Genomic DNA, 25626 nt, shown 5'->3' with positions numbered 1-25626 from the left:
GTTCGCTTCAGTCCGTCAGGTATTTCCAATCGTCAGGATCGCTCAGGGGGAGGCTATCGACGTTTCCTTTTCTGGCTGACGGCCAGTTCAAACAGCAATGTCGAACGTCCAGTCACTTGGTAGTGGTCGCCAAACTTGAACACTTCCTCCGCCACCAGTTCCGGCTGGTTGGTATCTAACTGTAATTTCCAATGTTGCCCTTGCGGCACTTCGGGCAAGACGAAGGCAACTACGTCGAAATGTGAGTTGACGATAATCAAGAGCGAGTTTTCTCCGCCCGCTTTGCGAATGCCGGTAGGTTGTGCACGGCCATCCAGCAGAATACCCATGCATCGGTTGCTACCATCACTCCATTGCTCGTTGCCCATCTCCTGGCCATTGGGCTGTAGCCAGCTGACGTCCTTGATATCCAGATGCTCGTTGTAGACGCCTGTGAAGAACCGGTTGCGACGCAGCAACGGGTAGCGCTTGCGTAGCTCGATCAGGTATCGCGTGAAGTCCTGCAGCTCGGCGCTTTTTTCGCTGATGTCCCAGTTGATCCAGCTGATCTCGCTGTCCTGGCAGTAAGCGTTGTTGCTACCGCCTTGAGTTCTTGCAAACTCGTCGCCGGCGAGCAGCATGGGCGTGCCTTGAGCCAGGAACAGCGTGGCGAGTAAATTGCGCATCTGTCGGTAGCGCAATTCGATGATCTCGAGGTCATAGGTTTCGCCCTCGACGCCGCAGTTCCAGGAGCGGTTGTCCGAGTGGCCATCGCGGTTATCTTCGCCGTTGGCTTCGTTGTGCTTATCGTTGTAAGACACCAAATCGTTGAGCGTGAAGCCATCGTGGGCGGTAATAAAGTTTACGGAGGAGGCCGGCTCGCGACCGCGTCGGTTGAACTGATCGCCAGAGGCCAGGAACATCTTGGCGAAATCACCGAGGCGATCATCGTCGCCTTTCCAGAAGGCGCGGGAAATGTCGCGAAACTTGTCGTTCCACTCCATCCAGCCTGGGGGAAAATTACCAACCTGATAGCCGCCAGGGCCACAATCCCAGGGTTCTGCAATCAATTTGACGTGGTTCAGGGTAGGGTCTTGGCGGCAGGCGTCGAGAAAGCCACCGCCTTCATCGAAGCCGTGGGGTTCGCGGCCCAGGATGGTCGCCAAGTCGAAGCGGAAGCCGTCAACGCCCATCTCGTTACTCCAGTAACGCAACGAGTCGGTGACCATCTGCAGTACACAAGGATGGCTCATGTTCAGGGTGTTACCCGTACCGGTGTCGTTGATGTAGTAGCGCGCATCGTCCGGCATCAGGCGGTAATAGTTGGCGTTGTCGATGCCCTTGAGTGAGAGCGTTGGGCCCATCTCGTTACCTTCGGCAGTATGGTTGTAGACAACATCAAGAATGACCTCAAGGCCAGCCTTGTGGAGTCGCGAGACCATAATCTTGAATTCGCCGATAGAACTGCCAGCCATGTAGCGTGCATGCGGCGCGAAGAACGCCAACGTGTTGTAGCCCCAATAATTTCGCAGGCCTTTCTCAAGCAGGTGGTTGTCATCCAGGAAGTGATGGATGGGCATCAGCTCAACCGAAGTTATGCCTAGTGACTTGATGTATTCCACTACATCACTTTCGTGGAAAGCGGCAAACGTACCGCGCGCAACCTCCGGCACACTGGGATGTTGTTTGGTAAAACCGCGCACGTGGGCTTCATAGAAAACGGTACGGGCCCATGGAATATTTGGCTTGGGCGTGTTGCCCCAGGTAAACGCTGGATCGATCACCCGGCAGCGGGGCATGAACGGCGCGCTGTCGCGCTCATCGAACGATAGGTCAGCATCGGGATGGCCTATGGTGTAACCAAACAGCGCATCGTCCCACAGCAGTTCACCCACGATCTGCTTGGCGTACGGGTCGATTAGAAGTTTGTGATGGTTGAAACGATGGCCGTTTTTCGGCTCATAACGCCCGTGCACTCGATAGCCATATAAAGTGCCAGGCCGGGCGTCGGGTAGGTAACCGTGCCACGTTTCGTTAGTGAACTCTGGCAGCTCAATTCGCTCGATTTCCTCTTTCCCGTCGGCATCGAATAAGCAAAGTTCGACCTTTGTAGCGTGGGCCGAGAAAATTGCAAAATTGACCCCGGAACCGTCCCATGTTGCTCCGAGTGGATAGGGTTGGCCTTCCTGAACACGTGAATGCATTGATGAGATCCCTGCAACATGGCGTTGGGTCGATTGACTTGGAATAGAGTGACCTTGAAGGCATTGCATTGTTTAAACCATAACAACCTATTGTTTTTTATTGAAAATTTATGCGGACAAAGAAAAAGACAACAGCGCCTTGATACGCGATTCCAATACGCTCTCTCGCTGTTTATCCAAGGTATCGAGAGCATCACTATGAAGCAGTGCGTCACGCGTTTTTCAGGTATTGATGGTTGTCTCCTCGTTTCGGAAAAAAGTTCGAACCAAACCAGTATGTTTCTCCGTACATATGGTGGTGTTGCAGCCCTGCTTGCGGTCACCAGTGTTTCAGCCGACCCACTGTCCGCACCTAGTCTTTCCAGCACGTTACAGCCGAACGACAACCCTTTTGCCATTGATGCTGGCCCTCTGGGGAAAGTCTACGTAAGCGGGCAACTGACAGGAATTGCCCTGTGGCAAAACCATGTGGTCGATGCACCCGACACCGGCAATTCGCGGTCGCTGGCCGATGTCAGCAACGCCCAGGTGGAAATCCAGACGATCGAGGGGCCGCTGCAGTTCTACATTCAGGTCGGATCGTATGCGCTGCCCTCCCTTGGTACGGCCTATCTCAAGTCGAGCAAGACCGTGGACAGGCTTTACGGCGACGTCCCCGTTGGTTACCTGAAGGCAGTGATCAGCCCGGAAATCTCCGTGATGGCCGGCTCGCTGCCCACAATGATCGGGGCCGAGTCGACCTTCACCTTCCAGAACATCAACATCCAGCGCGGGCTGCTGTGGAACCAGGAACCTGCCATCAGCCGTGGTGTGCAGGTCAACTATTCCGGTGGCAAGACCAATGCAGCGCTATCGCTGAACGACGGTTTCTATTCCGGCAAGTACAACTGGGTGACGGGCTCCTTCTCATATGCCTTTGATGCCGCCAACACCTTGAGCGTGATCGGGGGAGCAAACGTCTCCAGCAACTCGAAGTCCTCGGCCGCGACACCCACGGCGCAGAACAACAGCCAGATTTACAACGTGATCTTCACCCACACCGATGGGGCATTGACGCTCACGCCTTACCTGCAATACACCCGGGTCGATAAGGACTCGAAAGCAGGTATAGATCGCGCAGCGCAAACGTACGGGGCAGCGTTCCTTGCCAAGTACAGCTTCTCTAGCCACTGGTCGATCGGCGCCCGCGCCGAATACCTCGACAGCAACGGCGGCGGCTGCGGAGCCGACGAGGACTGCTCGCCCACCAACCTGCTTTATGGAACAGGCTCCAACGCTTGGTCGTTGACCGCTACGCCCACCTATCAAGACGGTCGCTTCTTCGTGCGCGGCGAACTCGCCTACGTGCGCGCCGAGGAGGCCACCTCTGGCTCAACCTTTGGCGACAGCGGTACCCAGCACGATCAGGTTCGTGTGCTTGCTGAGGCCGGCGTGCTTTTTTAATTGGCGTTAAGAACCAGGTCCTTACCTATCTAAAGGGATGCTGATAGATCGACAGGCTGGCGCACCAATCTTGCCGAGTGCCAGATTGCGGATGTCAGTCAGGGATTTGCGCGGCCAGGACTCCTCTGGAGTACTCTTTGTTCTGGTCGCCCCACCGATAACGATAGAAAAAGCTGACCGACACGCCGTCCTCCACTCCGGCTCTGTCACTTCTCCCGCCGAAACCGGCCAGTATCAGAAACACGCTGGTGCGTAGATCCTGCCCCCGTATCTCCCATTCCCACCGCAGCTTGCACGCTTCCTGCTCTCGGCCGCCGATTTCCAGCCAGTGATATGGCGACACAGGATTTAAGTAGCCTTTTGCTTGATGTCCGTTATCGTGTCGGAAAAATTACCTAGCGTTGGGCGTTCTTACCCGACGAGTGCGGCAATTTCCGCCGATGTTCATTTAGGAGCGTACACGTGATCTGGTTTCTTGAAGGTCAATCCAGCCAGCGCGACATTATTATGGGCGCGCGTGAAGCATTGCCGGCGAGTGTCAGGGTTTTTGCCTCCCATCGTCAGGACCGGCCCGAAATTACAGGGCAGGCCGACGTTTGCTTTCAAGAGCCTCAAGACAACCAGGAGCGTATTGACTGGGTGATTGAAACGGCACTTGAGCACCGCATCGAGGTGGTGCTTGCTGGTCGTATCGGCAGTTTGTACGAAGCGGCCCGAGATCGGTTCGACGCTGCTGGCTTGCGCCTTGTTACGGGCGGTATGTCCATGGATACCTTCAATAACGTGGACGATAAAAGCCTGTTCACTGCCGAGGCCGAGCGTGCGGGGCTCGCTTGCACGCCGGCGCTGACGGTGACCAATGCCCAGGAACTGGCCGCTGCCTATGAGGTGTTGTCGAGCCAGGGAGAGGTTTGCATCAAGCCTGTAGTCGGGATCTATGGCCAGGGGTTCTGGCGGTTTAAGTCGGGTGTCGACCCGTTCCGCTGTCTGGAAAACCCAGACGCGCGGGAAGTCGACTTTGATACCTACCTGAAGATTTACATGTCCGGCGCAGAGCGGGTGCCCATGTTGGTCATGCCTTATCTGGCCGGCAACGAGTGCTCGGTGGACATGGTTTGCGAGTCGGGCAGGCCCGTGGCATTTGTGGGCAGAAGAAAGCAGGGTGTTCACCAGACATTCGAGCGCGAGTCGGTCGCCGTGGAGTTAGCCCTCAAGGCAGCCGCGCACTTTAAGTGCGATGGTTTGGTGAACGTGCAGACACGGGATGACCACGAGGGTATTCCCCATCTGCTGGAGATCAATCCGCGCTACTCCGGAGGTATTGGCTACACCCGGGCGACAGGGGTGAACCTGGCCGGAATATTTGCCACTCGTCGGCTGGGTCTGCCGGAGCCTGCGAAGCAGTGGGTCGAGGGCGTGCGCGTGAAGCCCATCACGGTTGCCGTGATAGCCTCTTCCTGATATTACAGCGCCATACAGACAGTGAATGATTCTTGATGTGTTGGCATAATTGCCACCACATCGTTCAAGGAAGACCAGGATGAAGGCGCTTACACCCGGAGCAAACACCGCGATTTCAGGTGTAAAGACTACATGGACACTGGACTGCAGTAACTCCAGCGCCTTCGGTGAGTACGCCGCCGTGGCGTTGCTCCCTGTCACCGAGAAGCGTATGCCGACAGGGGACCCTGCGCTGTTTCAAGTCACCCAGAAATGGATGGAGTGGAGCGGCACGCCAGCCTCAATTGGTTGCTCCCTTGATTTGTCAGCGCTGCCCGGCGGCAGTGAGGGGGTGTTGCTGGTCGTTTATACATTTGCCGCAGCAGGCCCTGTCAGTGAACTCAAGGAGTTGCGTTTACAGGTCGACAACGAGGTCGAGCTGTCCCTCGATTTGCGCAATAACGGCGAATCGGCCATTGTCATTGGCGAGTTTTATAAACGCAACAACCAGTGGAAGTTCCGCGCGCTCGCCGAAGGCTCGGCCTATGGCCTTGCCGCGATGGGGCGACGGATGGGCATTGTCATCGATGACGCACACCCGACCCGCCGTTCGTACTCAGGCGATTCACCGAGAAACCGTGGTTCTGCCACGGGCACCGGTTTTGCCGTTTCACCCAGTCATGTGATGACGTGTGCCCATGTGATTGAGGACATGCAGGAGCTGCACATTTCCTCTTTTGCCGGTCGTTACCGCGCCGAAGTGGTGGTGGTCGATCAACGAAATGATATTGCCCTGTTGCGGGTTCAGGATTGCCCGCCACTGGCGCCAGTGGTCTTCAAGGAAGGCGCCAGCGGCGCGTTGGGTGAATCGGTGATTGCCCTTGGCTTTCCGATGGCGGGCCTGGCAGGCGGTGGCGTTCATGTGACACAGGGAGGGGTGTCGGGCCTGTTTGGGCTACACAACGATGCCAGTTTGCTGCAATTCACCGCAGCGATTCAACCTGGGTCCAGTGGTAGCCCATTGTTTGATACCAGCGGCGCGGTCATCGCCATGGTGACGTCGACCTTGCCGGACGCGCAAAACATGAACTTTGCCGTCAAGGCCGGCCTGCTTCTGGCTTTCCTGGATGCCTGCCAGGTGTCCCCTTCCAAATCGCCAACGGGCCGCCTGTATTCGACCTCGCAAATGGCCCGTGAAGCACAATCCTCGCTCTGGCGGATCGAGGCCAGAAATCCGTAGAGGCATCTTGCTTGAAACAATAGTGAGCGATGTCTGACTCACTAAAACGCCTCTTTTAGGAATGTTGTACATGGAAGCCGCAGTAGTGAAAGCACCGATCTATCGACTCAGCGCGCAGCTCAAGCGCGGGTTAATGGAAGTTGATGTAGAGCAATCCTCCATCGCCCCCGAATCCTTGTTCGGGTTCGCCGAGCGCCGTAATCCAAAGCGTGCGTTCCTGTTTGTATCCCGCGTGCTGGGCAAGCATATTCCTGTGCGCCCATCGACTATGCAGGCCAGTTACGAAAGCCTGGCCGCCAAGATTCCCGCCGACTTGCCGGGGCCAGTGCTGGTGATCGGTATGGCCGAGACCGCAGTGGGCCTGGGGGCCGGTGTACACCGCGCTTATAGCAAGACTCGCCCGGACACGGTTTATCTGGTGAGCACGCGCCATCCGGTGGGCATTGAAATGTTCGCCCGTTTTGAAGAAGAGCACAGTCACGCCAGTGCACACCTGATCCATCAGCCCACCGACCCCGATATTCGGGAAATGATGCAGCAAGCGCGCTCCCTGGTGCTGGTGGACGATGAAGCCTCGACCGGCAAGACGTTCATCAATCTGCACCGGGCACTGATAGAGGCCGGACTGAGCAAGGTAGAGCGGGTAGTGACCTGCGTGCTTACCGACTGGTCCCAGGGCGCTGTGCGCAATGCGCTGGGCGAGACCGCCGATGAGGTGTCCCTGCTGCAGGGCACGTATCGTTTCCTTGAGGATGTGAGCGCGCCATTGCCGGAAATGCCCGATGTGGGGGCGGTTGCGGTGGGTGAGTGGCCGATTGATCCGTGCAATGACTGGGGCCGTCTGGGCGTGCGTCATGTGGATGACACGCTGGCACCGGATATTCAGGTCAAGCCGGGTGAGCGGATCATCGTTGTGGGGACTGGCGAGTTCGTGTGGCGTCCGTTCCTGTTGGCTGAGCGCCTTGAAAAGGCAGGGGCTGACGTCCATTTCAGCTCCACTACTCGTTCGCCGATTGCCTTGGGCCATGAGATCGGGAGCGCATTGTCGTTTGCCGACAACTACGGTCTAGGTATTCCTAATTTTCTTTACAACGTGCGGCCAGGGCAATTCGATCGGGTATTGATTTGTAGCGAAACACCTGTCGAAGCGGTTCCCCAATCGTTGATTGACGCACTGAGCGCAGAGGTCATTGTCGATGAGCAGTAAGCGTCCCCTGATACTCATCGACCTCGATGACACGCTGTTTCAGACTGCCCGCAAGATGCCCGAAGGCGCAGCCCGGCATACGGCGACGCTGGATGTCGATGGCCAGCCCAATGGCTACATGAGTTCGGTGCAGAAAACCTTCGTGGAGTGGCTGCTGGAATCAGCCGATGTGGTCCCGGTCACGGCGCGTAGTGTCGAAGCCTACAGTCGTGTGCAATTGCCCTTTGTCGCGGGAGCGGTGTGCTCCCACGGTGGCGTGATCCTTCAGCCCGATGGGACGTTGGACATGGACTGGCATGGGCAGATGACTGATGTGCTTGCGGCCTATCAAAGTCGGCTGCCTGCGCTCAGCGCGGCGACCTTGGCCATTGGCCAGGAAATGGGGTTCTCCCTGCGCGGTTGGGTGGTCGAAGAACAAGGCCTGCTCAACTACGTGGTGACCAAGCACAACGAGTCCGACGACTCGGTGCTGCAAAAGGTCCTGGCTGAAGTTCAGGCCCGCGGCCTGCTGGAAGGTCTGCATATTCACGGCAATGGCAACAACCTGGCCTTCCTGCCCAATGGCTTGGCCAAGCGCCAGGCGGTCCAGGAATTACTGCGTCGAGACCGAGCCGTTAATGGCGAACGCCCGGTGTTGGGGTTTGGCGATAGTGTCACCGACCTGGGTTTCATGAACGAATGCAACTTCTGGGCGACGCCGGCCAATAGCCAGCTGGCAAAGGTTGTGGAGGCGATGATCCATGCTTGATGCTTTCGCCCATCTGACAACCGTCGGCAGCGGTAGCTACCTGGCCGACGACGTGCTCTTCCTGTTGCAGCCCGTCGAGATCGAAGTGACGGATGTTCAGGAGAAAGAGCGCCTGATCCAGACACAACAGAAGCATTACTCGGAGATGATCAGCCAAGAGTCGGCGCCTACCGAGGTTCACAAAGAGCTGTACCAGCGCGCCATGCAGCAGAATGCGGCCAGGATGGCTGGCGACGTGCAGTCCCTGGCCATCGCTTTGGATCAGGCCTGCAAGGGCCCTTCGATTGCGCTCGTGTCTTTCGTTCGTGCGGGTCTTCCGCTGGGTGTGCTGCTGCGCCGCGCGCTACTTGACCTGGGGCGTGAGGCCCATCATTACGGCATCAGCATCGTACGTGATCGCGGTATCGACATGATCGCCCTGCAAGCCGTCATCGAAGCTCACGGCGCTGAAAACATTGTGTTCGTGGATGGCTGGACGGGTAAGGGCGCGATCTCTGGCGAGATCCAGCGTAGCCTCAAGGGCGATGCGCGGTTTCCTGAGCAGCCACGCCTTGTGGTGCTGGCCGACCCCTGTGGGCGCGCCTGGATGGCGGCTTCGGCCGAGGACTGGGTGATTCCATCCGGCATCCTCGGGGCCACGGTTTCCGGCCTGGTCTCGCGCTCCATCTGGCCTGCCGAGGGCGGGCTGCATGGTTGCGTGGTTTACGACCACCTCCACGAACACGACGTGACTCGCGACTTCATCGACCAGATCGAGGCCGTGCGCCGTACGTTGCCTGCGGTCGAGGCTGTGGCCCCGTGGACGCAAGCGCAACGCACCGAGTTGCAGTCTGCGGCGCTGGAGGTGATCGATGTTATTTCCGGGCGTTTTGGCATTACCAATCTGAATCGGGTAAAACCCGGTATTGCCGAGGCCACGCGGGCCGTACTGCGCCGTGTGCCGGATCAGGTTCTGGTGCGTGATCGCAGTGACCCGGACGTGCAGTTGCTGATGCACCTGACCGAACGGGCCGGTGTGACGGTAGAGGAAGTCGGTGCGGCCCTTGGCCCTTACCGTGCCGTGACCGTGATTCGGAGTTTGAGTTGATGAAAAGATTTTCGCCTTACGCCCTCGGCGCCACGCTTTACATGCCGGCCACCCGGGAGGACATCCTGGACGTGGTTTTTCGCAAAAAACTGCCTGAACTGCGGTCCATGGTGGTGTGCCTTGAGGATGCGGTTGCCGAAATAGATGTCGACACGGCATTGCGCAACCTGCACCGCCTGCTCAGTGCCATTGAACAGCAGGGCGGGCGTTCGGATGACGGGCCGATGCTGTTCGTGCGCCCGCGGGACTCGCAAATGGCCGCGGTGCTGAACGAGTGGCCGCTGATGGTCCATGTCGACGGTTTTGTCGTGCCCAAGTTGAGCCTGTCGAACCTGCGCGCCTGGGAGTCGGCGGTCACTAACCCGGAAATTCTGCTCATGCCGACCCTGGAGACCCGAGAAGTCTTCAACCCGGGGGCGATGGTCGAGTTGGGCGAGGCCCTCAAGGAAGCGCTGTTCCCGCGGATCATTGCGCTGCGGATCGGCGGTAACGACTTAATGGGCTGCCTGGGTTTACGACGCAATCCGGCCACGACCCTGTATGACACACCCATGGGCTATGTAATCCCCATGCTTGCCGGTGTGATGGGGTCCCAGGGGTTTGCCTTGACCGCGCCGGTGTTCGAGCAGTTGGCGACACCCCATCTGCTGTTGGAAGAGTTGAATCTCGATATTGCCCATGGTCTGGTGGGTAAAACCGCGATTCATCCAAGCCAGATCAACACCATCCAGGACAGCTTGCGCGTTAGTCTGGAGGATCTAAATTGTGCCAAATTAATGCTGAATGAAATTGCGCCCGCTGTTTTCAAACACAATGACGCCATGTGCGAACCAGCGACTCACCTCAAATGGGCAACCAATATCCTTGAACGCGCCAAGTGGCACGGTGTCAGGCATGTCGACGCGGGTCATGCCGACCCGTTAATCCGCCTTGCAGAGGCTGGCCGATGACCCAGGAAATGCTTGAGCGTGGCCCTGCGGGAGCTAAAGTGCTATCGGTCTTTGACTTTGATGGCACGTTGACGCGCCATGACAGCTTTGTACCGTTTCTTAGATTTGCATTTGGTAAGCGAGAATTTATCCAGCGCCTGCCGCGTCTCCTGGGCCCGAGCGTGAGCTACCTGACGCGTCGTTTGTCGCGGGACGAACTCAAGGCAAGGCTGATTGCTGCTTTCCTGACCGATACCAAGGAAGAATGGGTACGGCACAAGGCTGCAGAGTTCTGCGGCCTGTATTGGGCTCGCCTGATGCGCCCGGTTGGTTTGACCGCTGTCGCGGCCGAAAGACAGGCTGGCCATGAGGTCACGCTCTGCTCTGCTTCCCCAGCGTTAGTCTTGAAGCCGTTTGCCGATCGTCTCAATATCAAATTGATCGGCACTGAACTAGAGGTTGTTGATGGACGTCTGACAGGACGTATATCGGGTAATAACTGCCGCTGTGAAGCCAAGGTACATCGCCTTGAAGCTGTGTACGGCGACTTGACCCAATACCGGCTGCGCGCCTGGGGCGATACGCGCGGCGATCAAGAACTGTTGGCCGCAGCACAAGATCCACACTGGCGACACTTTCACCCCGTATGGCGCCGTGGGCGTATGCGGGTAGCCAAGGCCGGGGATCGAGGTGCAGGCATTATGGCCGTTGCAACTCACCCGGCTGAAGGCAACAACGATAAACACCAGAAAACGACGATCAACAAGGAGCGTACAGATGGCCCTGACTCTGACTAAAAACCAAACAATCTCCCTGGAAAAAACAGCGGGCGGTGGTGGTCTTACATCGATCAGCCTTGGCCTGGGCTGGGACCCAGAGAAGTCCGGGTTCCTGGGGCGATTGATGGGCAATAGCGGTGAAGTCGACCTGGATGCTTCCTGCATTCTGTTCGATGAAAACCTCAAGCCGATTGACTTGGTGTGGTTCCGTCAACTGCAATCGCGCGACGGTTCGATCAAACACTCCGGCGACAACCGTACCGGTGAAGGCGATGGCGACGACGAAACCATCACCGTTGACCTGCAGCGCCTGCCGGCCACGGTCAAATCGCTGGTGTTCACCGTGAACAGTTTCACGGGGCAGAACTTCGAAAAAATTGCCAATGCCTACTGCCGCATTGTCAATGCGAGCAACAAGACCGAATTGGCGCGCTTCAATCTGTCCGAGAAGGGCCGTCATACCGGCGTGGTCATGGCAAGCCTGGTGCGCGAGGGCGGCGACTGGGAATTCAAGGCCATCGGTCAAGTGACCAACGGCCGCACCGCTGACGATCTGGTCAGCCTGGCCGTTCAGGCAGTGCGCTCATGACGACCCTGGGACCCGGCGCAAACGCTCCGGTCGCCACCGGTCAGGCGCAGGTCGAGATCAGCTACTCGCCGATTCCGGGCGCTGATATTGATGTGTCTGCGTTTGTTCTGGGGGCCGCCGGGAAAGTCCGTGGCGACACCGACATGTGTTTCTACGGGCAGACCACTGTACTGGGCGGCACGGTGCAAATGACCGAGTTCTCGGCCGGTCGCGCAGTGTTCACCCTCGACTTGTCGCGCCTTGAGGCGGTGGTCGAGAAAGTGGCGCTGACCGCGACGATTTACGAGAACAAAGCCAGTTTTGATCGCGTATCTCATCTTGCGCTGACCGTCACGGGCGGTATCGAGGCGCAGATACCCACCACGGGCATGAAGGAAACCGCGTTGATTCTTGGCGAGTTTTACCGTCGCCAGGGTGAGTGGAAATTCCGCTGTGTGGCCCAGGGTTTTGCCGGTGGCCTGGAGCCGTTGGCCAAGCACTTTGGTGTTGAAGTTGCGGCGCCTGCTCCGGTCGTAACGCCTGTACCTGCTCCGGCCCCTGCGCCCGTTCCGGTAGCGGCGCCGAAGTCTCCGGTCAGTCTCAGCAAAATCACCCTCGACAAGACGCGCTCGTCGATCAGTCTGGAAAAAACGTCCGAGGGCTTTGGCGAAATCAAGGTCAACCTGAACTGGAACAAAGGCAAGGGCGGTGGTGGCTTTTTTGCGCGCAACACCTCCATCGACCTGGATGTCGGGTGCCTTTACGAGTTGCAGGACGGCTCCAAGGGCGTCGTTCAGGCGCTGGGCAACTGCTTCGGCGATCTGGATTACGACCCCTACATTCAGCTCAAGGGTGATGACCGTACCGGCGCCGTCAGTGATGGCGAATGGCTTCATATCAACGGTAAACACTGGGGCAATATTCGACGGGTTCTGGTGTTTGCTTTCATTTACAAAGGTGCACCAAACTGGCGGGAAACCGATGGTGTTGTGACCATTCATGTCCCGGGCCAGCCGCCGATTGAAGTTCGGCTGAATGAAGAAGGAGGCCGTCAGGGCATGTGTGCAATTGCCCTGCTGGAAAATGTTGGCGGCGGCGTCAAGGTGAGCCGACGCGTGGACTTCCACAATGGACATTCGGCCATGGACAAGGCTTACGGTTGGGGCATGCGCTGGTCGGCAGGTTCCAAGTAATCCGATTATCAAACTAAAGTTGAATGCGGCGGACCATTCCGGTCCGCCCTTGAGGTGAACAACATGTTGTCATGGCTGAAAACCAATGCGGCGCTTGCCCGCGAGAAACTGACCACCGAGGTGGCCAAGTTCAAGAACAAAGAGTTCATGGAAGCGGTCGCCAACAGCTGTGCCATGGTTGCAGCGGCTGATGGTGAAGTCAGCTCGGCAGAAAAAACGAAAATGGCCGGGTTCATCAGCAACTCGCCCGAACTGAAAGTGTTCAACCTGACCGACGTTATCAAGGTCTTCAACGACGCTTGTGCCAAGTTCGAGTTCGACTTCCAGATCGGTCAGGCCGAAGCCCTGAAAAACATCAGCAAGATCAAAGGCAAGGACGGTGCTGGACGCTTGCTCGTTCGTGTCGCCTGCGCCATCGGTGCCTCGGACGGCAATTTCGACGACAAGGAAAAAGCCGTTTGCCGCCTGATCTGCCTTGAGCTGGGCCTTCCCCCAGCTGACTTTGAACTGTAAGGAACGACACTGTGGAAGTTAGCCAATTGGGTTTCCCCCCGCTGACCATCGCCGTGTTCGTGGCGTTGGCGCTCGGCGCCATGATTATCGACATGTTTACCCATCGTGGTGACAAACCCATCAGCCTGGCCCAGGCCTCGGCCTGGTCGGTGTTCTGGATCCTCATCTCCTTCGCCTTTGCAGGGTTCCTGTACTTCGAGCACGGTTCAGAAGTCGCTACGCTGTTCATCACCGGTTACGCCCTTGAAAAAGTCCTGAGCGTAGACAACCTGTTCGTGTTCATGGCGATCTTCGCCTGGTTCAAGGTGCCCAATGGTCTGCGTCACCGCGTACTGTACTGGGGCATTCTCGGGGCGATCGTGTTCCGCCTGATCTTCGTGGCCATTGGTACCGGCCTGTTGGCCTTGGGGCCGTGGGTCGAGGTAGTCTTTGCCCTGATCGTTGCCTGGACCGCTGTGATGATGCTCAGAAGCGGTGGAGACGACGAAGAAGAAGAGGATTATTCCACGCACATGGCTTACCGTTTCGCCCAGAAACTCTTCCCTGTGTGGCCAAAACTGCATGGTCATGACTTCTTCGTGCGTCGCAAGACCCTGGAAGCCGAACTGACCAAACCAGAAAACCAGGGCATGTCCCTGGCCGCCAAAGGCGGTTTGTTCGCCACTCCGTTGTTCCTTTGCCTGGTGGTGATGGAAGTTTCCGACGTGCTGTTTGCGTTCGACTCTGTCCCGGCAATCATCGCCGTCAGCCGCGAACCATTGATCGTCTTCTCGGCCATGCTCTTCGCTATTATGGGTCTGCGGACCATGTACTTTGTGCTGGAAGCCCTGAAACGCTATCTGGTGCACCTGGAAAAAGCCGTCATCGCACTGCTGTTCTTCATTGCCGTAAAACTTGGCTTGAGTGCGACGGACCATATTTTCCAACACGGCTACACCATTGATCCGAACACCAGTTTGATCATCGTTGTCGTGGTTCTGGCTATCGGTATTTTTGCCAGCGTGCTCTTCCCGCAAAAGGAAGAAACAGAAGCTGACAAACCTTAACGTCAAACACATTACCCACAAGGAGTTGTACTCATGGCACTGACCCTTCAAAAAGGCGGCAACCTGTCCCTCTCGAAGACCGATCCGACACTGACCAAGATCCTGATCGGTCTGGGTTGGGATCCTCGCGCTACCGACGGTACGGAGTTTGACCTGGACGCCAGCGCGTTCCTGCTGGGTGCCAACGGTAAAGTACGTAGCGACGCCGACTTTATTTTCTACAACCAGCTCAAAAGCGCTGACGGTTCCATCGAGCACGCCGGCGACAACCGCACCGGTGCCGGCGATGGCGACGACGAAGTGCTGAAAATCGATCTGAGCCGCGTACCTGCGGATATCGACAAGATCGCTTTCACAGTCACCATTCACGATGCTGACGCTCGCAAGCAGAATTTCGGTCAGGTCGGTGGCTCGTTCATCCGCGTAGTCAACGAGATCAGCGGTGCTGAAATTGTGCGTTATGACCTCGCGGAAGACGCTTCGACCGAAACGGCGATGATCTTCGCCGAGCTGTACCGTAACAACGGTGAGTGGAAATTCCGCGCCGTTGGTTCGGGCTTTGCCGGTGGCCTGAAGGCTTTGGCCAACTCGTACGGCATGAACTTCTAACCCCCACGTCTATTGAGCAAGGAAATTGATCATGGCTGTAAGTCTCTCCAAAGGCGGCAACGTATCCCTGTCCAAAGAAGCACCAGGCCTGACCGAAGTAGTCGTAGGCCTGGGCTGGGATCCTCGCGTCACTGACGGCACCGAGTTCGACCTCGATGCATCGGTTTTCGTCGTGGGCGAAAACGGTAAAGTGCTAGACGACAACAGCTTCATTTTCTACAACAACAAAAAAACGGCTGACGGCTCCGTTGAGCACATGGGCGACAACCGCTCCGGTGCTGGCGAAGGCGACGATGAACAAGTGACTGTGAAACTGACTTCCCTGGCTCCGCTGGTGAAGAAGCTGGTATTCGCTGTCACCATTCACGATGCCGAAACCCGCAAACAAACCTTCGGCCAGGTTGCCAACAGCTTCATTCGTGTGGTGAACAAGGCTGACGGTAAAGAACTGGCGCGTTTCGACCTGAGCGAAGACGCTTCGACCGAAACCGCGATGATCTTCGGCGAGCTTTATCGCAGCGGTGAAGAGTTCAAGTTCAAGGCGATCGGTCAGGGTTTTGCTGGCGGCTTGAAGCCTCTGGCTGAAGCCCACGGCGTTAGCATTGGCTAACCCAAAGGGTTGAAAAAAAGCCCCGTCTTTCGAGCGGGGCTTTTTCTTGTCTGCCTTTTACGCATGCATGGCTGGCGGTGCCTGTCGTTCCATCACGCGGCTGATCAATTGTCAGATACAAAAAATCCGGCGGATGGCCGGATTTTTTATAACAGGGTCATGTCGTCTGTAGGACTTTGATCAATTTATCAAGGCCTGGTGACGTCGCTTCAGGCGACGCTTTACGAACAGAGCTACAAAAATAAGCACTAGTGTCATTATGCTGAAGAACACCGTATTGAACCATGGGAATGGCTCCGCACGGCTGTTCGTGGATTCGATAGCGGTGATGTTTGGGAAAACCGAAAGTATCTTAATGCGCCATCCGTAGTACCGAATGATCGCCAACTGCTCAGCATCACGAGAGTAGCCTTGGGCCTTCGCTTGGACGTCTGCAGAGTCGAACTTGAAATACCAGGGGAAGGACCAGCCAGTATCTTCATTGCGGTAGACCATGACTTTCTTGGAGTCTGGGTCTTCGGTGTTGATGAAATAAACGTCTCTGGTCGGGCCATCAGCTGGGTTTTCAGCATTGATGACGCCATCGTGGTCGACTCGCTTGACTTCAACTCCCGTGATCAGCACCACATCATGTTGAGGGAGGACGTAGAAAAGCCCCAGTGCGCCAGCGCTCACTATAAGCAGTACAGCAACTAGAATTACGCCTTTGAGCAACTTCATGCATTCACTCCATTTTAGAAGGTAGGAATTTTGCCCGTTTTCTTCGCAAGAGGGCATGTTTAGTTGATAGCTATCGTCAGTGTTGCATGGGGAAGATAGAGGAAGCGGAAAAATCCTGGTTCGCTAGCATTGCTGGGTGAAACAGCCGCCGGTGAAGTTTTCCAGACACTGCGGGTCAATTACGCCACACAGGCATGCACCGGTCATCAACCATCCAATGAGGCTGGCCGGCCTGTATGCATACGCCACCTACCCAACGCTCCCTGGCGCCATGGTCCAGCCAATACGCCGTTCCCTTCAGCACCTGATGCCCCAGCGGTGTCAGCGTCAGCAACCTCCGGGGCCATTGCAGATGGGTATCTGACTCGGTCAACAGCGGCGTCTCGCAGTCAATCAGCGGGCGCATAAGCGCATGGAACATCAAATCCCCCAGATAAGGCAGTGGCTCGCGCTGGGCCATTAACTCGGCGAACACTCTGGAGAATGCCACCGGGCCAGCTTCCTCTATAAATTGTAACGCCAGGTGTTCAGTCAATGATAAACCGTCCCGAACCCCCGGAAGCTCCTGCAGCTGGCGCAGCAGTGCCGGTGCTAGAAGTGGCAAGCAGCGATGCGTGCCGTGGGCGAGTTCGGCAAGTTTGACCGGTGAGCTGTCGCAATAGGCCAGCCATGCCTGCCGGGCCAGTTGCACGGTTTGCTCATCAATGGGGCGGCGCTGCGGCCATAACCAGGCCAATACGTCGGGAGCCAGTTGGCCGATGCCGATGAAGCGCTGGACGCCGGGGATACGGTCGACTTCTATCAGCTCAAGCTTGAGTGGTGCGCGCTCTAGGCCTGCCAGGGCACGAATCAGGAACAGTTGGTCGTAGGCGTCTGCCTCGCACCACAGCACGCTGTGTTCGTCGTTGGCCAATAACGTGAGGTGGTTGTATTCGTCGTCGAGCCTGCGCGCTACATCGGCGCAGTCCATCTCAAACGCCTCACTGATATAGCGGCTGCGTACTGCCCGGTATTGCTCGGCAGGCAGGTTTGGAACAGGCCCCATGCATAACGGATCGGACAGCATTCGAAAGTGGCCCTTGAACCCCGCCAACTGCAGGCTATGCGCAATATCGTTGCCGCATCGCCAGTGGGTGCTCAGGGCTTCATCGCTAGCCGCAAAATCTGGATGGCGAGCAGCGAAATCAACCGCATCCACGTGTGCCTTGAGTTTTGGCCAGCTACTGAAACCCAACTGTCTGGCGATCAGCCACTGGGCGTCGGACAAAATGGGCGGTGAGGATGGAGGGCTGCCAGGGATCAGGGAAAGTTGTTCGGGCGCCGCACCACTTTTCATGCGCAGCAGAAGCTCCTTGGCGCGCTTGCGTTGCTGCTCAAGGTTGATACGGCCGTCATGGGACGAGGATGCTGGATGTTGCGACATACGATCTCCTTGCACAAACCTTGTCCGCTTTAAGGTTGGGAGTCGTAGAGATGTGGTATTCAGTCAAGGTCCTGGGCGCAGCCCTTTCCGCGGATGGAGGCGTAGATGGCGCCTTGCGGGAATATAGGCAGTGGCGTATTTGATTGCAAGCCGTTCAGTATAGGATTGAGTCCATGACGGACACCGTTTACCCGTTGATCGAAGCCAGGGCACTGACGCGAATGGATGAGCGCCATCAGGCTCAGTTGCTTCACACCACTGACTTCAAGCTGTACCGCACAGACCGTATCTCCATCATCGGCTCATCAGGCTCGGGAAAAAGCGTTTTCCTCAGGGCGCTTGCCTTGCTGGACGCGCCGACGTCTGGAGATATCCTGTGGAACAACCAACCCGTCCCCAACGCGCTAATACCCAGGTATCGCAGTCGCATCTGCTACCTCTCGCAGCGGCCGGCACTTATTGACGGTACGGTGGAAGATAACCTGCGCTTTCCCTACAGCCTCAAGCTCTTGCAGCACCTGGACTTCGATCTGGAAGCGGTAAGAGTCCTGCTGGCCCATGCCGGAAAAGAGCCAGGATTCCTGTCGAAAAGGGCGGGTGATCTGTCGGGCGGCGAGTCGCAGGTCGTTTCGTTGATCAGAACACTGCAACTGGACCCGCAGGTGCTACTGCTGGACGAACCGACAGCGGCACTCGACCCTGCATCGTCTCTAGAGGTTGAGGCCTTGATACAGGCCTGGTTCGACAACGGCTCGGGATCGGCCCATGCCTACATTTGGGTTTCCCACGACCAGACCCAGGCGCAACGAATGAGTACCACCCGGTTGCACATGAGCGCCGGTGTGTTAACCGGAGCCGTCCCGTCATGAACTATCAAAACCTGTCGGTGCTGGATATTTCTATCGCCGCCTCGTTGATCCTCATCAACGGTGCGCTGTCACTGCTGCTGAAGCTGGGCCTTGAGCGACAACTTCTTTGGGCCGCTATCCGCACGGTGGTTCAACTGCTGGCGATTGGTTACCTGCTGGGCTGGGTGTTCGAGTTTGCCTACTGGTATGTGGTGTTGCCGCTGATGTGCTTGATGACCCTGATCGCCGGCATGTCGGCAGCGGGGCGGGGCAAGCGCACGTATGCGGGCCAGCGTGTCGACAGCATTGTGTCAGTGTGGGGCAGTTCGTGGCTGGTGACTGCCGTGGGGTTGTTCGCCGTCATCCGCATTCATCCTTGGTACGAGCCGCAGTACGCGATCCCTATCCTGGGGATGATCCTCGGCAACACGCTGACTGGCGTGTCCCTGGGGATTGAACGCATGACCCAGGAGTTGACCTCGGGGCGCAACACCATCGAAATGATCCTGGCGTTGGGCGGGTCGCGCTGGGAGGCCGCGCAGGACGCCATCCGCCAGGCCGTCAGGGCCGGCATGATCCCGACCCTCAACCAGATGACGGTGGTCGGCATTGTCAGCCTACCGGGTATGATGACCGGGCAGGTGTTGGCGGGAGAGAGCCCGGCGGACGCGGTTCGTTACCAGATCGTCATCATGTTTCTGATCGCCGCGTCATCGGCATTGGGCACGGTAGGGGCTGTACTGCTCACCTACCGACGGCTGTTTTCAGCCGATCATCGTTTCTTGAGGTACAGGCTAGAAGAGCGGCCTTAACCGTGACGGTTACGCTCGTTGGCGAGGAGTAGTTGGAACAGTGACGCAAAGACGGCAATTCAGCACAGGCATGAAGGGCAAGAACCTGCGCTATCTGAATGAAAATCCAGGCCAGGTGCCGCGAATGGTTCGAGCAGGCTTTCTGCTGCTTGAACACTTTTCGTTGCCCGCGTTTACCCAGGCCCTGGATACGATCATTACCGCGAACCTTCTGCGCCCCGGCTTGTTTGCTTCGCGCACGTTCGGATTGACCGAAGCAGAGGTTATCAGCGATTTGGGCCTGGTCATTCGCCCGGATGCTCGTATCAATTGTTCGGTGACTCAAGACCTCGACCTGCTGGTCATTTGCGGCGGCTACCGGACTGCGCTGAAGGCTGATGATGCGTTCATTCACTTGCTGCAAGCCGCGGCGCAGCAGGGTGTCAGCCTGGCCGGGTTGTGGAATGGCGCATGGTTCCTGGGCAAGGCCGGCGTTCTTGACGGTTATCGTTGCGCCATCCACCCCGAACATCGGCCCGCACTCACAGAGATCGCCAAGGTCAGCCATGTCAGCAGTGAGCCCTATGTGATTGATCGCGACCGGCTCACCGCGTCCAGTCCTTCGGGTGCTTTCCATATGGCGCTGGACTGGATCAAGGGGTTGCACGGTAAGGCGTTGGTGGAGGGTATCGAGGACATCCTGGCATTTGAGGAGTCTCGTTATCGGCGCATAAAGCCTGCTGAAAATATCTGTGTGAGCGCGCCATTGCGTGAGGTGGTGAGGCTGATGGACGCCAACCTCGAAGAGCCTTTGGCGTTGGAACAATTGGCGGGCTACGCGGGCCGTTCACGTCGCCAGTTGGAGCGGCTGTTCCGAGAGCAGCTCGGGACAACGCCGCAACGTTATTATCTGGAACTGCGTATTACTGAGGCGCGGCGGCTGCTCCAACACACCGAGCTGTCTCAGGTCGATGTGCTGGTGGCCTGCGGTTTTGTTTCCCCCAGCCATTTCAGCAAATGCTATAGCGCGTATTTTGGCTACAGGCCGTCGAAAGAAACTCGCCTGATCAAGTAGCCTCACCGCCGTGCTGCGCCAGCCCTGTCACTTCGATGCATGCGACGCCATCAAGGCTTGGCGGGGAGCGGTGATTTTCGTGCTCCTGGCCAGGGCTTGCTGCACATCCGCCAACAAGTCCGCGACATCCTCAAGCCCCACCGACAGCCGCACCAAACCTTCACTGATCCCATGGTGGGCGCGCTGCTCCGGCGTGTAGGTAGAGTGGGTCATGCTCGCCGGGTGCTGCGCCAACGATTCGGCATCCCCCAGGCTGACCGCGCGGGTGAACAGCTTGAGCGCGTTCATGAAGCGCCGACCGGTTTCGATGCCGCCCTTGAGTTCAAAAGCGATCATGCCGCCGGGTAATTTCATCTGCCGTGCGGCCAGTTCGTATTGCGGGAAGGACGGCAGGCCGGGGTAGGTGACCCATTCCACTGCCGGGTGCGCCTGCAAGGCTTCGGCCACGGCCTGGGCGTTGCTGCAATGGCGATCCATGCGCAGAGCCAGAGTCTTGAGGCCGCGCATCAGCAGGAAGGCGTCTTGGGGCGACATCACTGCGCCGGTCAAATCCTTCAAGCCTTGCAGGCGAATCCGCTGGGCCAGGGCGTGGCTGGTGACGGCGATGCCCGCGGTGATATCACCGTGTCCGCTGAGGTATTTGGTGGCGGAGTGCACGACTACGTCGGCGCCCAGTTCCAGGGGACGTTGCAGGTAGGGCGTGCAATAGGTGTTGTCAATCACCACAGTGATACCGGTTTGTCGGTGGGCGATCTCGGCCACGGCGGCAATATCCACCAGTTGCAGGTTGGGGTTGGCCGGGGTTTCGCAGTAGATCATGCGGGTCGCGGGGGACAGCGCATCGCGCAGGGCGGCCAGGTCCGTCAGGTCGACGTGGCGCACCTTGATGCCGAATTCGCCGATGCCGTGGTGCAGCAGGGCGAAGGTGCAGCCGTATAACGTCTGGCTGACGATCACCTCATCCCCCGGTCGCAGCAGGGTCCAGAACGTCGCCGCAATGGCGCCCATGCCGGAGCTGAACGCCACTGCCGCGTCGCCGCCTTCCAGCGTCGCCATGCGCGATTCCAGCAGGGCCAGCGTGGGGTTGGAGATGCGGGTGTAGAAGTGCCCGTTTTCCTCGCCGGCAAAGCAACCGGCGCCATATTCGACCGTGGGGAAGGCGAAGGTTGCCGACAGATAAATCGGCGGTACCAGCGCGCCGTGATGGTCTTGCGGGTCGTAGCCGTGGTGGATGGCACGTGTAGAAAAGCCGAACGTATTGTGTTTATTTTTCATGGTCTCAGGCTCCTTATTTCCTACAATGCTATGCTCATAATCAAAGCTGAACATTCCATACTTTGCTGGTAAATCCCTCCAGTCTGGTATGAAAACCAATAAAAATGACTTTTTGAGGCAAGACATGCCTGCAAGCCTGGACCGTACCGATAAAGCCCTGTTAAACGCGTTGCAGGGTAATGCCCGCCTCACCGTCGCCGAGTTGGCCGAACGGGTTTCCCTGACCACCTCGCCGTGCTGGCGCCGCGTGAAGAACCTGGAAGACAGCGGGGTGATCAGCGGCTACCAGGCAATCCTTTCGCCCAAGGCGCTGGGGTATGGGGTGACGGCGTTTGTCAGCATCATGATGGACACCCACTCGCGGGAAATCGCCAGGGCGTTTGAACAGCGCTTGCTGGAAATCCCCGAGATTGTGGCCTGCCATAATGTGTCCGGGCGTTATGACTTTTTGCTGGAAGTGGTGGCCAAGGATTTGGAGTCTTTCGGCGAGTTTGCGCGGGAGGTGTTGCAGACGCTGCCGTGTGTGAAGGAAATCTATTCGAGTTTTTCTTATAAGTCGGTGCGGCCGTTGCGGGTGATTCCGTTGCCGGGTTAACCCTGGGGAGGCATCGAGTTAACAAACGTTATCCAGCGTTAGTGCGGGCTTGGCACAAACGCTACGCTCCCGCCGTCACGCCTCTGAAACAGTCGCTCGCCATTGTCCGGCTGGGTGCGGATCACCTGATGATCGCTGCCCAGATAAGCCAGTGGCGCCGGGTCATCTTTTGAATACTGCGCGACGATGATCGTGCGTTGCGTATCGAAGTGTTGGCCGCTGGCCTTGTCCAGCCAGGCCATGAACGCCGCGCTGTCGCCCTCGCGCGGGAAGTCCTGGGTTTGCGCCACGTAGTAGAACGGCGCGCCGTGGTTTTGCAGGTACATCGGCACTTTGTTATCCACTTCCACCATCACTATCCGCCATTGGTCCCAGGGTGCGCGTTTAACTGCCTGTTCTTGCACGTCGGCGGCGAAACGGGTGACGCCGCCGTTGCCGTTGGTCCATGGATAGAGCACCCCGAGGACCAGCATCAATACGACGGCGGCGACAGCGAAGCCACGGTTCCAAACGGCTGCACTGTGTTTGCGGGCAACGCGCTCACTGACCCACCACGCGGCCAGCAACTGCGCAAAGGGCACCAGTGGCAACACGTAGTAGCTGCGCCGACTGCCGCTGGCGGTGAAGAACAGGAATAATAAACCCAGGCCCCAGACCAGCCAGCGCACGTTGGGTTCGGTGTGGCGCCAGTGCCGCAGCGCCAGCCACAAGCCGAGTATCCAGCATGGCGCCCATGGCAAGGTGTAGGCCGGCAGGTAGATCAGGTAGGTGTAGATCGGTCCCATATGGTCGAAGGGGTCGAAAAAGCGCACCACGTTTTCCCGGAAGACCAATTGCAGGCCGCTTTCACCGTAGGTGGGTGCGCCGTAGAGATGGGACAGCACAAAGGGAATGGCGTAGAACGCCCCGGCGATCACCAGCGCCAGCAGCAGGCGCAGGTTGAGATGGCGTTTGTAGCGTCCCTCGCTGAGCAGGTGCGGCAGCAACACCAGCCCCGGCAGCACGAAGCCAATCAGCCCCTTGAACAGTGAGGTCGCGGCCAGCAGCAGGAAAAACACCGTGTAGCGGCCCAGTCGCGTGTCGTCCGGGCCGCGCCAGTACCACCAGACCGCCGCCAGCACGCCACACACCGTTAGCACATCGGCCGTGGCCACTCGGGCCCAGAACATGAAGTAGAAGGTGGTCGCCAGCATCCACCCAGCCATCAGCCCGGTGCCCTTGCGATACAGGCGTTCGCCGATCAGGTACACCAACCAGATGCTCAGCCAGGCAGCAATCACCGAGGGCAGGCGCAACGACCATGGCCCGAGGCCGCCCATCAGCTTGGCGAACCCGGTGATCAACCAGTATGAGGGCAGGGGTTTGTCATAGTACGGCGTGCCCTTGAGGTATGGGTCGAAGTAGTCGCCGCTTTGCAGCATCTGCAGGGTGATGTTCGCCCAGCGGGTTTCCGGCCCCCACACATCACGGCTGCCCAGGCCCAGCAACAGGATCATGGCGGACACGCTGAGGAGCAGGAACAGGGCGCCTCGTTCAGTTTTCCAGAAGGTCATGGGTGATGTCCGGTTGAGGTTTTGAGGTGCAAACCGAATCAAAATAGCGCCGCTGTGTTACGGCGACTGCGGGTAAATCGTGATCACCAGATTGCCCTTGCGATAACGCTTGCCTCCTGGCGGCAATTGGCCGGCTTCGCGCATTTCGCTGGTGCTCTTGACCCGCAGCAGCACCCCCACCGACCCTCGCCGGCGTGCGTCGCTCATCCACGCCTGCACGCTGTCCAGGTCCACCTTGCGATGGATGGCGTCGGCGTATTGCAGGCCGTAACGCAACTCGCCGACGGTGTCGTAGAACGTCACGTCGGGCCGCTGCAGACGCCAGGCCAGGGCCGACGCAGAGCCCAGTTCATTGCTCAGCAGTGAGCGGGTTTGTTGCAGTTCATCCAGGTGTTCGAGGATGAACTGGTCGGGCATTTCGTTATCCGCCACCATGGCCGGCATTCCCGCCGGCAACAGTGCCACCAGCAACCAGATACCCAGTGCCGGCATGGCCCATAAGGTCAGCGGGCGAAAGGCTTGCAGCAGGTTGGTGAGCATCCAGCCCATCAGCACGATAAAGGCCAGGGACAGGCTGAACATTTCCCGGTGGCTGTTGCTGTACAGCGGATCGGCGATTTGCAGGTACAGCAGGCCGACCATCGCCGCCATGCCGATAGCAAAGTTGAGCAGGCCGTTGAGGCAAATGGCGCGAGGTTTGCCTCGTGCCAGCAGGTCCATCAGGGTATGGCCCATCAGCAGGGCCAGGGGCAGCAGGCACGGCATGATGTAGGTCGCCAGCTTGCCGCTACTCAGGCTGAAAAAGCCCAGGGGCAGCAACAGCCACAGCGCCAGGAACAGGATTTGCGGGTCGGTTTTTTCGCGCCAGGTCTTGAGCAGAGTCATCGGCAGCAACCCGGCCCAGGGCAGAGCGGACACCACCATCAGCGGCAGGTAAAACCACCAGGGCCGTGCGTGTTGCGCGTTGTCGGCGGTAAACCTTCGAATGTGTTCATGCCAGAAAAAGAAGCGCCAGTAATCGGCTTCCTGCAGATGGATTGCCAGGGCCCAGGGCAGACAGACCAACGCGGCCACGCCCATTGCCAGCGGGCCATAGCGCAGCAGTTCACCCAGCCGCCGCTGCCAGAGCATGTAGGGCACGGCGATCAGCACCGGCAACAGCCAGGCCAGAAAGCCCTTGGTCATAAAACCCATACCGCAGGCCAGGCCGAGCAAGGCCCAGGCCGCGAGTCGCGCTCGGCGGGTGCTGCTGTCCAGGGCAAACCACAGCGCCACCAGGCTCAGGTTGACCCAGAAACTGAACTGCGGATCGAGGTTGGCATAGCCCGCTTGGCCGGCTACCAGGCCAAAGCTCAGGTAGAGCAGTGCGCAGGAGAAGCTTTTACGCGGCTCGTTCCACAAGCGGCGGGCGATAAGCCAGGTCAGCAGCACACTCAGCGCGGTGGTCAGGACCGAGGCGATGCGCACGCCGAACAGGTTGTCGCCAAACACTGCCTGGCCTACGGCAATCAGCCAATAGCCAGCGGCGGGTTTTTCGAAATAGCGCACGCCCATAAAGTGCGGCGCTACCCAGTGGCCGCTCATGAGCATTTCCTGGCTGACCTGGGCGTAGCGGGTTTCGTCGGGAATCCACAGGCCGTGGTTGCCCAGGGGCAACAGGAAAAACAGGACAAATGCCAATGCCAGTAGCAGCAATGGTTTAAGGCGGGCGTGTGGGCTAATAGGGAAAGGAATCACAGAGTGTCCACTCG

The 25626-nt window shown here is 58.1% G+C and carries 24 protein-coding genes and 1 pseudogene; 18 read left to right on the top strand and 7 right to left on the bottom strand.

Features of this window, described 5'->3' with window-relative positions:
• Nucleotides 1–53: 53 nt before the first annotated feature.
• On the bottom strand, nt 54–2183 hold the full coding sequence (glgX, locus tag ACZRJ6_RS17920; protein ID WP_463969592.1) for a glycogen debranching protein GlgX: 2130 nt from the start codon (nt 2181–2183) through the stop codon (nt 54–56).
• Nucleotides 2184–2237: 54 nt separating this feature from the next.
• On the opposite strand from glgX, the gene ACZRJ6_RS17915 reads away from it, so the two are divergent.
• Nucleotides 2238–3626 carry an outer membrane beta-barrel protein gene (locus ACZRJ6_RS17915; RefSeq protein ID WP_463969268.1) on the top strand — a complete coding sequence of 463 codons (1389 nt, stop codon included), beginning with the start codon at nt 2238–2240 and terminating at the stop codon, nt 3624–3626.
• A gap of 184 nt (nt 3627–3810) precedes the next feature.
• On the opposite strand, the pseudogene ACZRJ6_RS17910 reads toward ACZRJ6_RS17915, so the two are convergent.
• Nucleotides 3811–3942 (bottom strand): annotated as a pseudogene (locus tag ACZRJ6_RS17910) (tyrosine-type recombinase/integrase); the annotation flags it as partial.
• A gap of 146 nt (nt 3943–4088) precedes the next feature.
• Between ACZRJ6_RS17910 and ACZRJ6_RS17905 the strand changes: the two are divergent.
• The 13 genes from ACZRJ6_RS17905 (at nt 4089) to ACZRJ6_RS17845 (ending at nt 15595) form a co-directional block, all read left to right on the top strand.
• Entirely contained in the window at nt 4089–5087 is a 999-nt protein-coding gene (locus ACZRJ6_RS17905; RefSeq protein WP_463969269.1) for an ATP-grasp domain-containing protein, read from the top strand.
• A 79-nt stretch (nt 5088–5166) separates the two neighbouring features.
• Nucleotides 5167–6306 (top strand): trypsin-like peptidase domain-containing protein, encoded by a 1140-nt coding sequence (locus tag ACZRJ6_RS17900; protein WP_463969270.1) that lies wholly within the window; start codon nt 5167–5169, stop codon nt 6304–6306.
• 70 nt (nt 6307–6376) lie between these two features.
• Nucleotides 6377–7513 (top strand): phosphoribosyltransferase domain-containing protein, encoded by a 1137-nt coding sequence (locus tag ACZRJ6_RS17895; RefSeq protein ID WP_463969271.1) that lies wholly within the window; start codon nt 6377–6379, stop codon nt 7511–7513.
• On the top strand, nt 7503–8261 hold the full coding sequence (locus ACZRJ6_RS17890) for an HAD family hydrolase (protein ID WP_463969272.1): 759 nt from the start codon (nt 7503–7505) through the stop codon (nt 8259–8261). The genes ACZRJ6_RS17895 and ACZRJ6_RS17890 overlap by 11 nt, the downstream gene beginning before the upstream one ends.
• Nucleotides 8254–9348: a cysteine protease StiP domain-containing protein gene (locus tag ACZRJ6_RS17885; protein WP_463969273.1), complete on the top strand. Its 1095-nt coding sequence runs from the start codon at nt 8254–8256 to the stop codon at nt 9346–9348. The genes ACZRJ6_RS17890 and ACZRJ6_RS17885 overlap by 8 nt, the downstream gene beginning before the upstream one ends.
• The gene (locus ACZRJ6_RS17880; RefSeq protein WP_463969274.1) at nt 9348–10298 is read left to right on the top strand and encodes an HpcH/HpaI aldolase/citrate lyase family protein; all 951 of its coding nucleotides are present in this window, start codon (nt 9348–9350) and stop codon (nt 10296–10298) included. Before ACZRJ6_RS17885 ends, ACZRJ6_RS17880 begins: the two co-directional genes overlap by 1 nt.
• Nucleotides 10295–11074, top strand: a complete 780-nt coding sequence (locus tag ACZRJ6_RS17875; RefSeq protein WP_133102784.1) for an HAD-IB family hydrolase — start codon at nt 10295–10297, stop codon at nt 11072–11074. Before ACZRJ6_RS17880 ends, ACZRJ6_RS17875 begins: the two co-directional genes overlap by 4 nt.
• On the top strand, nt 11055–11645 hold the full coding sequence (locus ACZRJ6_RS17870; protein ID WP_149415121.1) for a TerD family protein: 591 nt from the start codon (nt 11055–11057) through the stop codon (nt 11643–11645). The genes ACZRJ6_RS17875 and ACZRJ6_RS17870 overlap by 20 nt, the downstream gene beginning before the upstream one ends.
• The gene (locus ACZRJ6_RS17865) at nt 11642–12817 is read left to right on the top strand and encodes a TerD family protein (RefSeq protein WP_463969275.1); all 1176 of its coding nucleotides are present in this window, start codon (nt 11642–11644) and stop codon (nt 12815–12817) included. Before ACZRJ6_RS17870 ends, ACZRJ6_RS17865 begins: the two co-directional genes overlap by 4 nt.
• 63 nt (nt 12818–12880) lie before the next feature.
• Nucleotides 12881–13330 carry a tellurite resistance TerB family protein gene (locus tag ACZRJ6_RS17860; RefSeq protein WP_133102781.1) on the top strand — a complete coding sequence of 150 codons (450 nt, stop codon included), beginning with the start codon at nt 12881–12883 and terminating at the stop codon, nt 13328–13330.
• Nucleotides 13331–13341: 11 nt separating this feature from the next.
• A complete protein-coding gene (locus tag ACZRJ6_RS17855; RefSeq protein ID WP_463969276.1) occupies nt 13342–14376 on the top strand; it encodes a TerC/Alx family metal homeostasis membrane protein in 1035 nt (344 codons plus the stop codon).
• 33 nt (nt 14377–14409) lie between these two features.
• A complete protein-coding gene (locus ACZRJ6_RS17850) occupies nt 14410–14985 on the top strand; it encodes a TerD family protein (protein WP_463969277.1) in 576 nt (191 codons plus the stop codon).
• Nucleotides 14986–15016: 31 nt separating this feature from the next.
• Nucleotides 15017–15595 (top strand): TerD family protein, encoded by a 579-nt coding sequence (locus ACZRJ6_RS17845; RefSeq protein WP_149415124.1) that lies wholly within the window; start codon nt 15017–15019, stop codon nt 15593–15595.
• A gap of 180 nt (nt 15596–15775) precedes the next feature.
• Here the strand turns inward: ACZRJ6_RS17845 and ACZRJ6_RS17840 are convergent, their stop codons facing one another.
• Nucleotides 15776–16315 (bottom strand): DUF1523 family protein, encoded by a 540-nt coding sequence (locus tag ACZRJ6_RS17840; RefSeq protein WP_463969278.1) that lies wholly within the window; start codon nt 16313–16315, stop codon nt 15776–15778.
• A gap of 175 nt (nt 16316–16490) precedes the next feature.
• A complete protein-coding gene (locus ACZRJ6_RS17835) occupies nt 16491–17738 on the bottom strand; it encodes a DUF1835 domain-containing protein (protein WP_463969279.1) in 1248 nt (415 codons plus the stop codon).
• A 173-nt stretch (nt 17739–17911) separates the two neighbouring features.
• Here ACZRJ6_RS17835 and ACZRJ6_RS17830 point away from each other — a divergent pair, with 173 nt between their 5' ends.
• The 3 genes from ACZRJ6_RS17830 (at nt 17912) to ACZRJ6_RS17820 (ending at nt 20452) form a co-directional block, all read left to right on the top strand.
• Complete coding sequence (locus ACZRJ6_RS17830; protein ID WP_463969280.1) at nt 17912–18607, top strand: ABC transporter ATP-binding protein; 696 nt, start codon at nt 17912–17914, stop codon at nt 18605–18607.
• Nucleotides 18604–19398 (top strand): ABC transporter permease, encoded by a 795-nt coding sequence (locus ACZRJ6_RS17825; protein WP_463969281.1) that lies wholly within the window; start codon nt 18604–18606, stop codon nt 19396–19398. Before ACZRJ6_RS17830 ends, ACZRJ6_RS17825 begins: the two co-directional genes overlap by 4 nt.
• A gap of 70 nt (nt 19399–19468) precedes the next feature.
• A complete protein-coding gene (locus ACZRJ6_RS17820; RefSeq protein ID WP_463969282.1) occupies nt 19469–20452 on the top strand; it encodes a GlxA family transcriptional regulator in 984 nt (327 codons plus the stop codon).
• 27 nt (nt 20453–20479) lie between these two features.
• Here the strand turns inward: ACZRJ6_RS17820 and ACZRJ6_RS17815 are convergent, their stop codons facing one another.
• Complete coding sequence (locus tag ACZRJ6_RS17815; RefSeq protein ID WP_463969283.1) at nt 20480–21727, bottom strand: methionine gamma-lyase; 1248 nt, start codon at nt 21725–21727, stop codon at nt 20480–20482.
• A gap of 124 nt (nt 21728–21851) precedes the next feature.
• Here ACZRJ6_RS17815 and ACZRJ6_RS17810 point away from each other — a divergent pair, with 124 nt between their 5' ends.
• Nucleotides 21852–22322: an Lrp/AsnC family transcriptional regulator gene (locus ACZRJ6_RS17810; RefSeq protein WP_133100505.1), complete on the top strand. Its 471-nt coding sequence runs from the start codon at nt 21852–21854 to the stop codon at nt 22320–22322.
• A 38-nt stretch (nt 22323–22360) separates the two neighbouring features.
• On the opposite strand, the gene ACZRJ6_RS17805 is transcribed toward ACZRJ6_RS17810, so the two are convergent.
• Both ACZRJ6_RS17805 and arnT read right to left on the bottom strand, forming a co-directional pair.
• A complete protein-coding gene (locus tag ACZRJ6_RS17805) occupies nt 22361–23875 on the bottom strand; it encodes an ArnT family glycosyltransferase (RefSeq protein ID WP_463969285.1) in 1515 nt (504 codons plus the stop codon).
• Between the two features lie 57 nt (nt 23876–23932).
• Entirely contained in the window at nt 23933–25612 is a 1680-nt protein-coding gene (gene arnT / locus ACZRJ6_RS17800) for a lipid IV(A) 4-amino-4-deoxy-L-arabinosyltransferase (protein ID WP_463969286.1), read from the bottom strand.
• Nucleotides 25613–25626 lie beyond the last annotated feature (14 nt).

Source organism: Pseudomonas sp. C321, from assembly GCF_055407105.1.
This window is presented reverse-complemented; position numbering and strand designations above follow the sequence as displayed.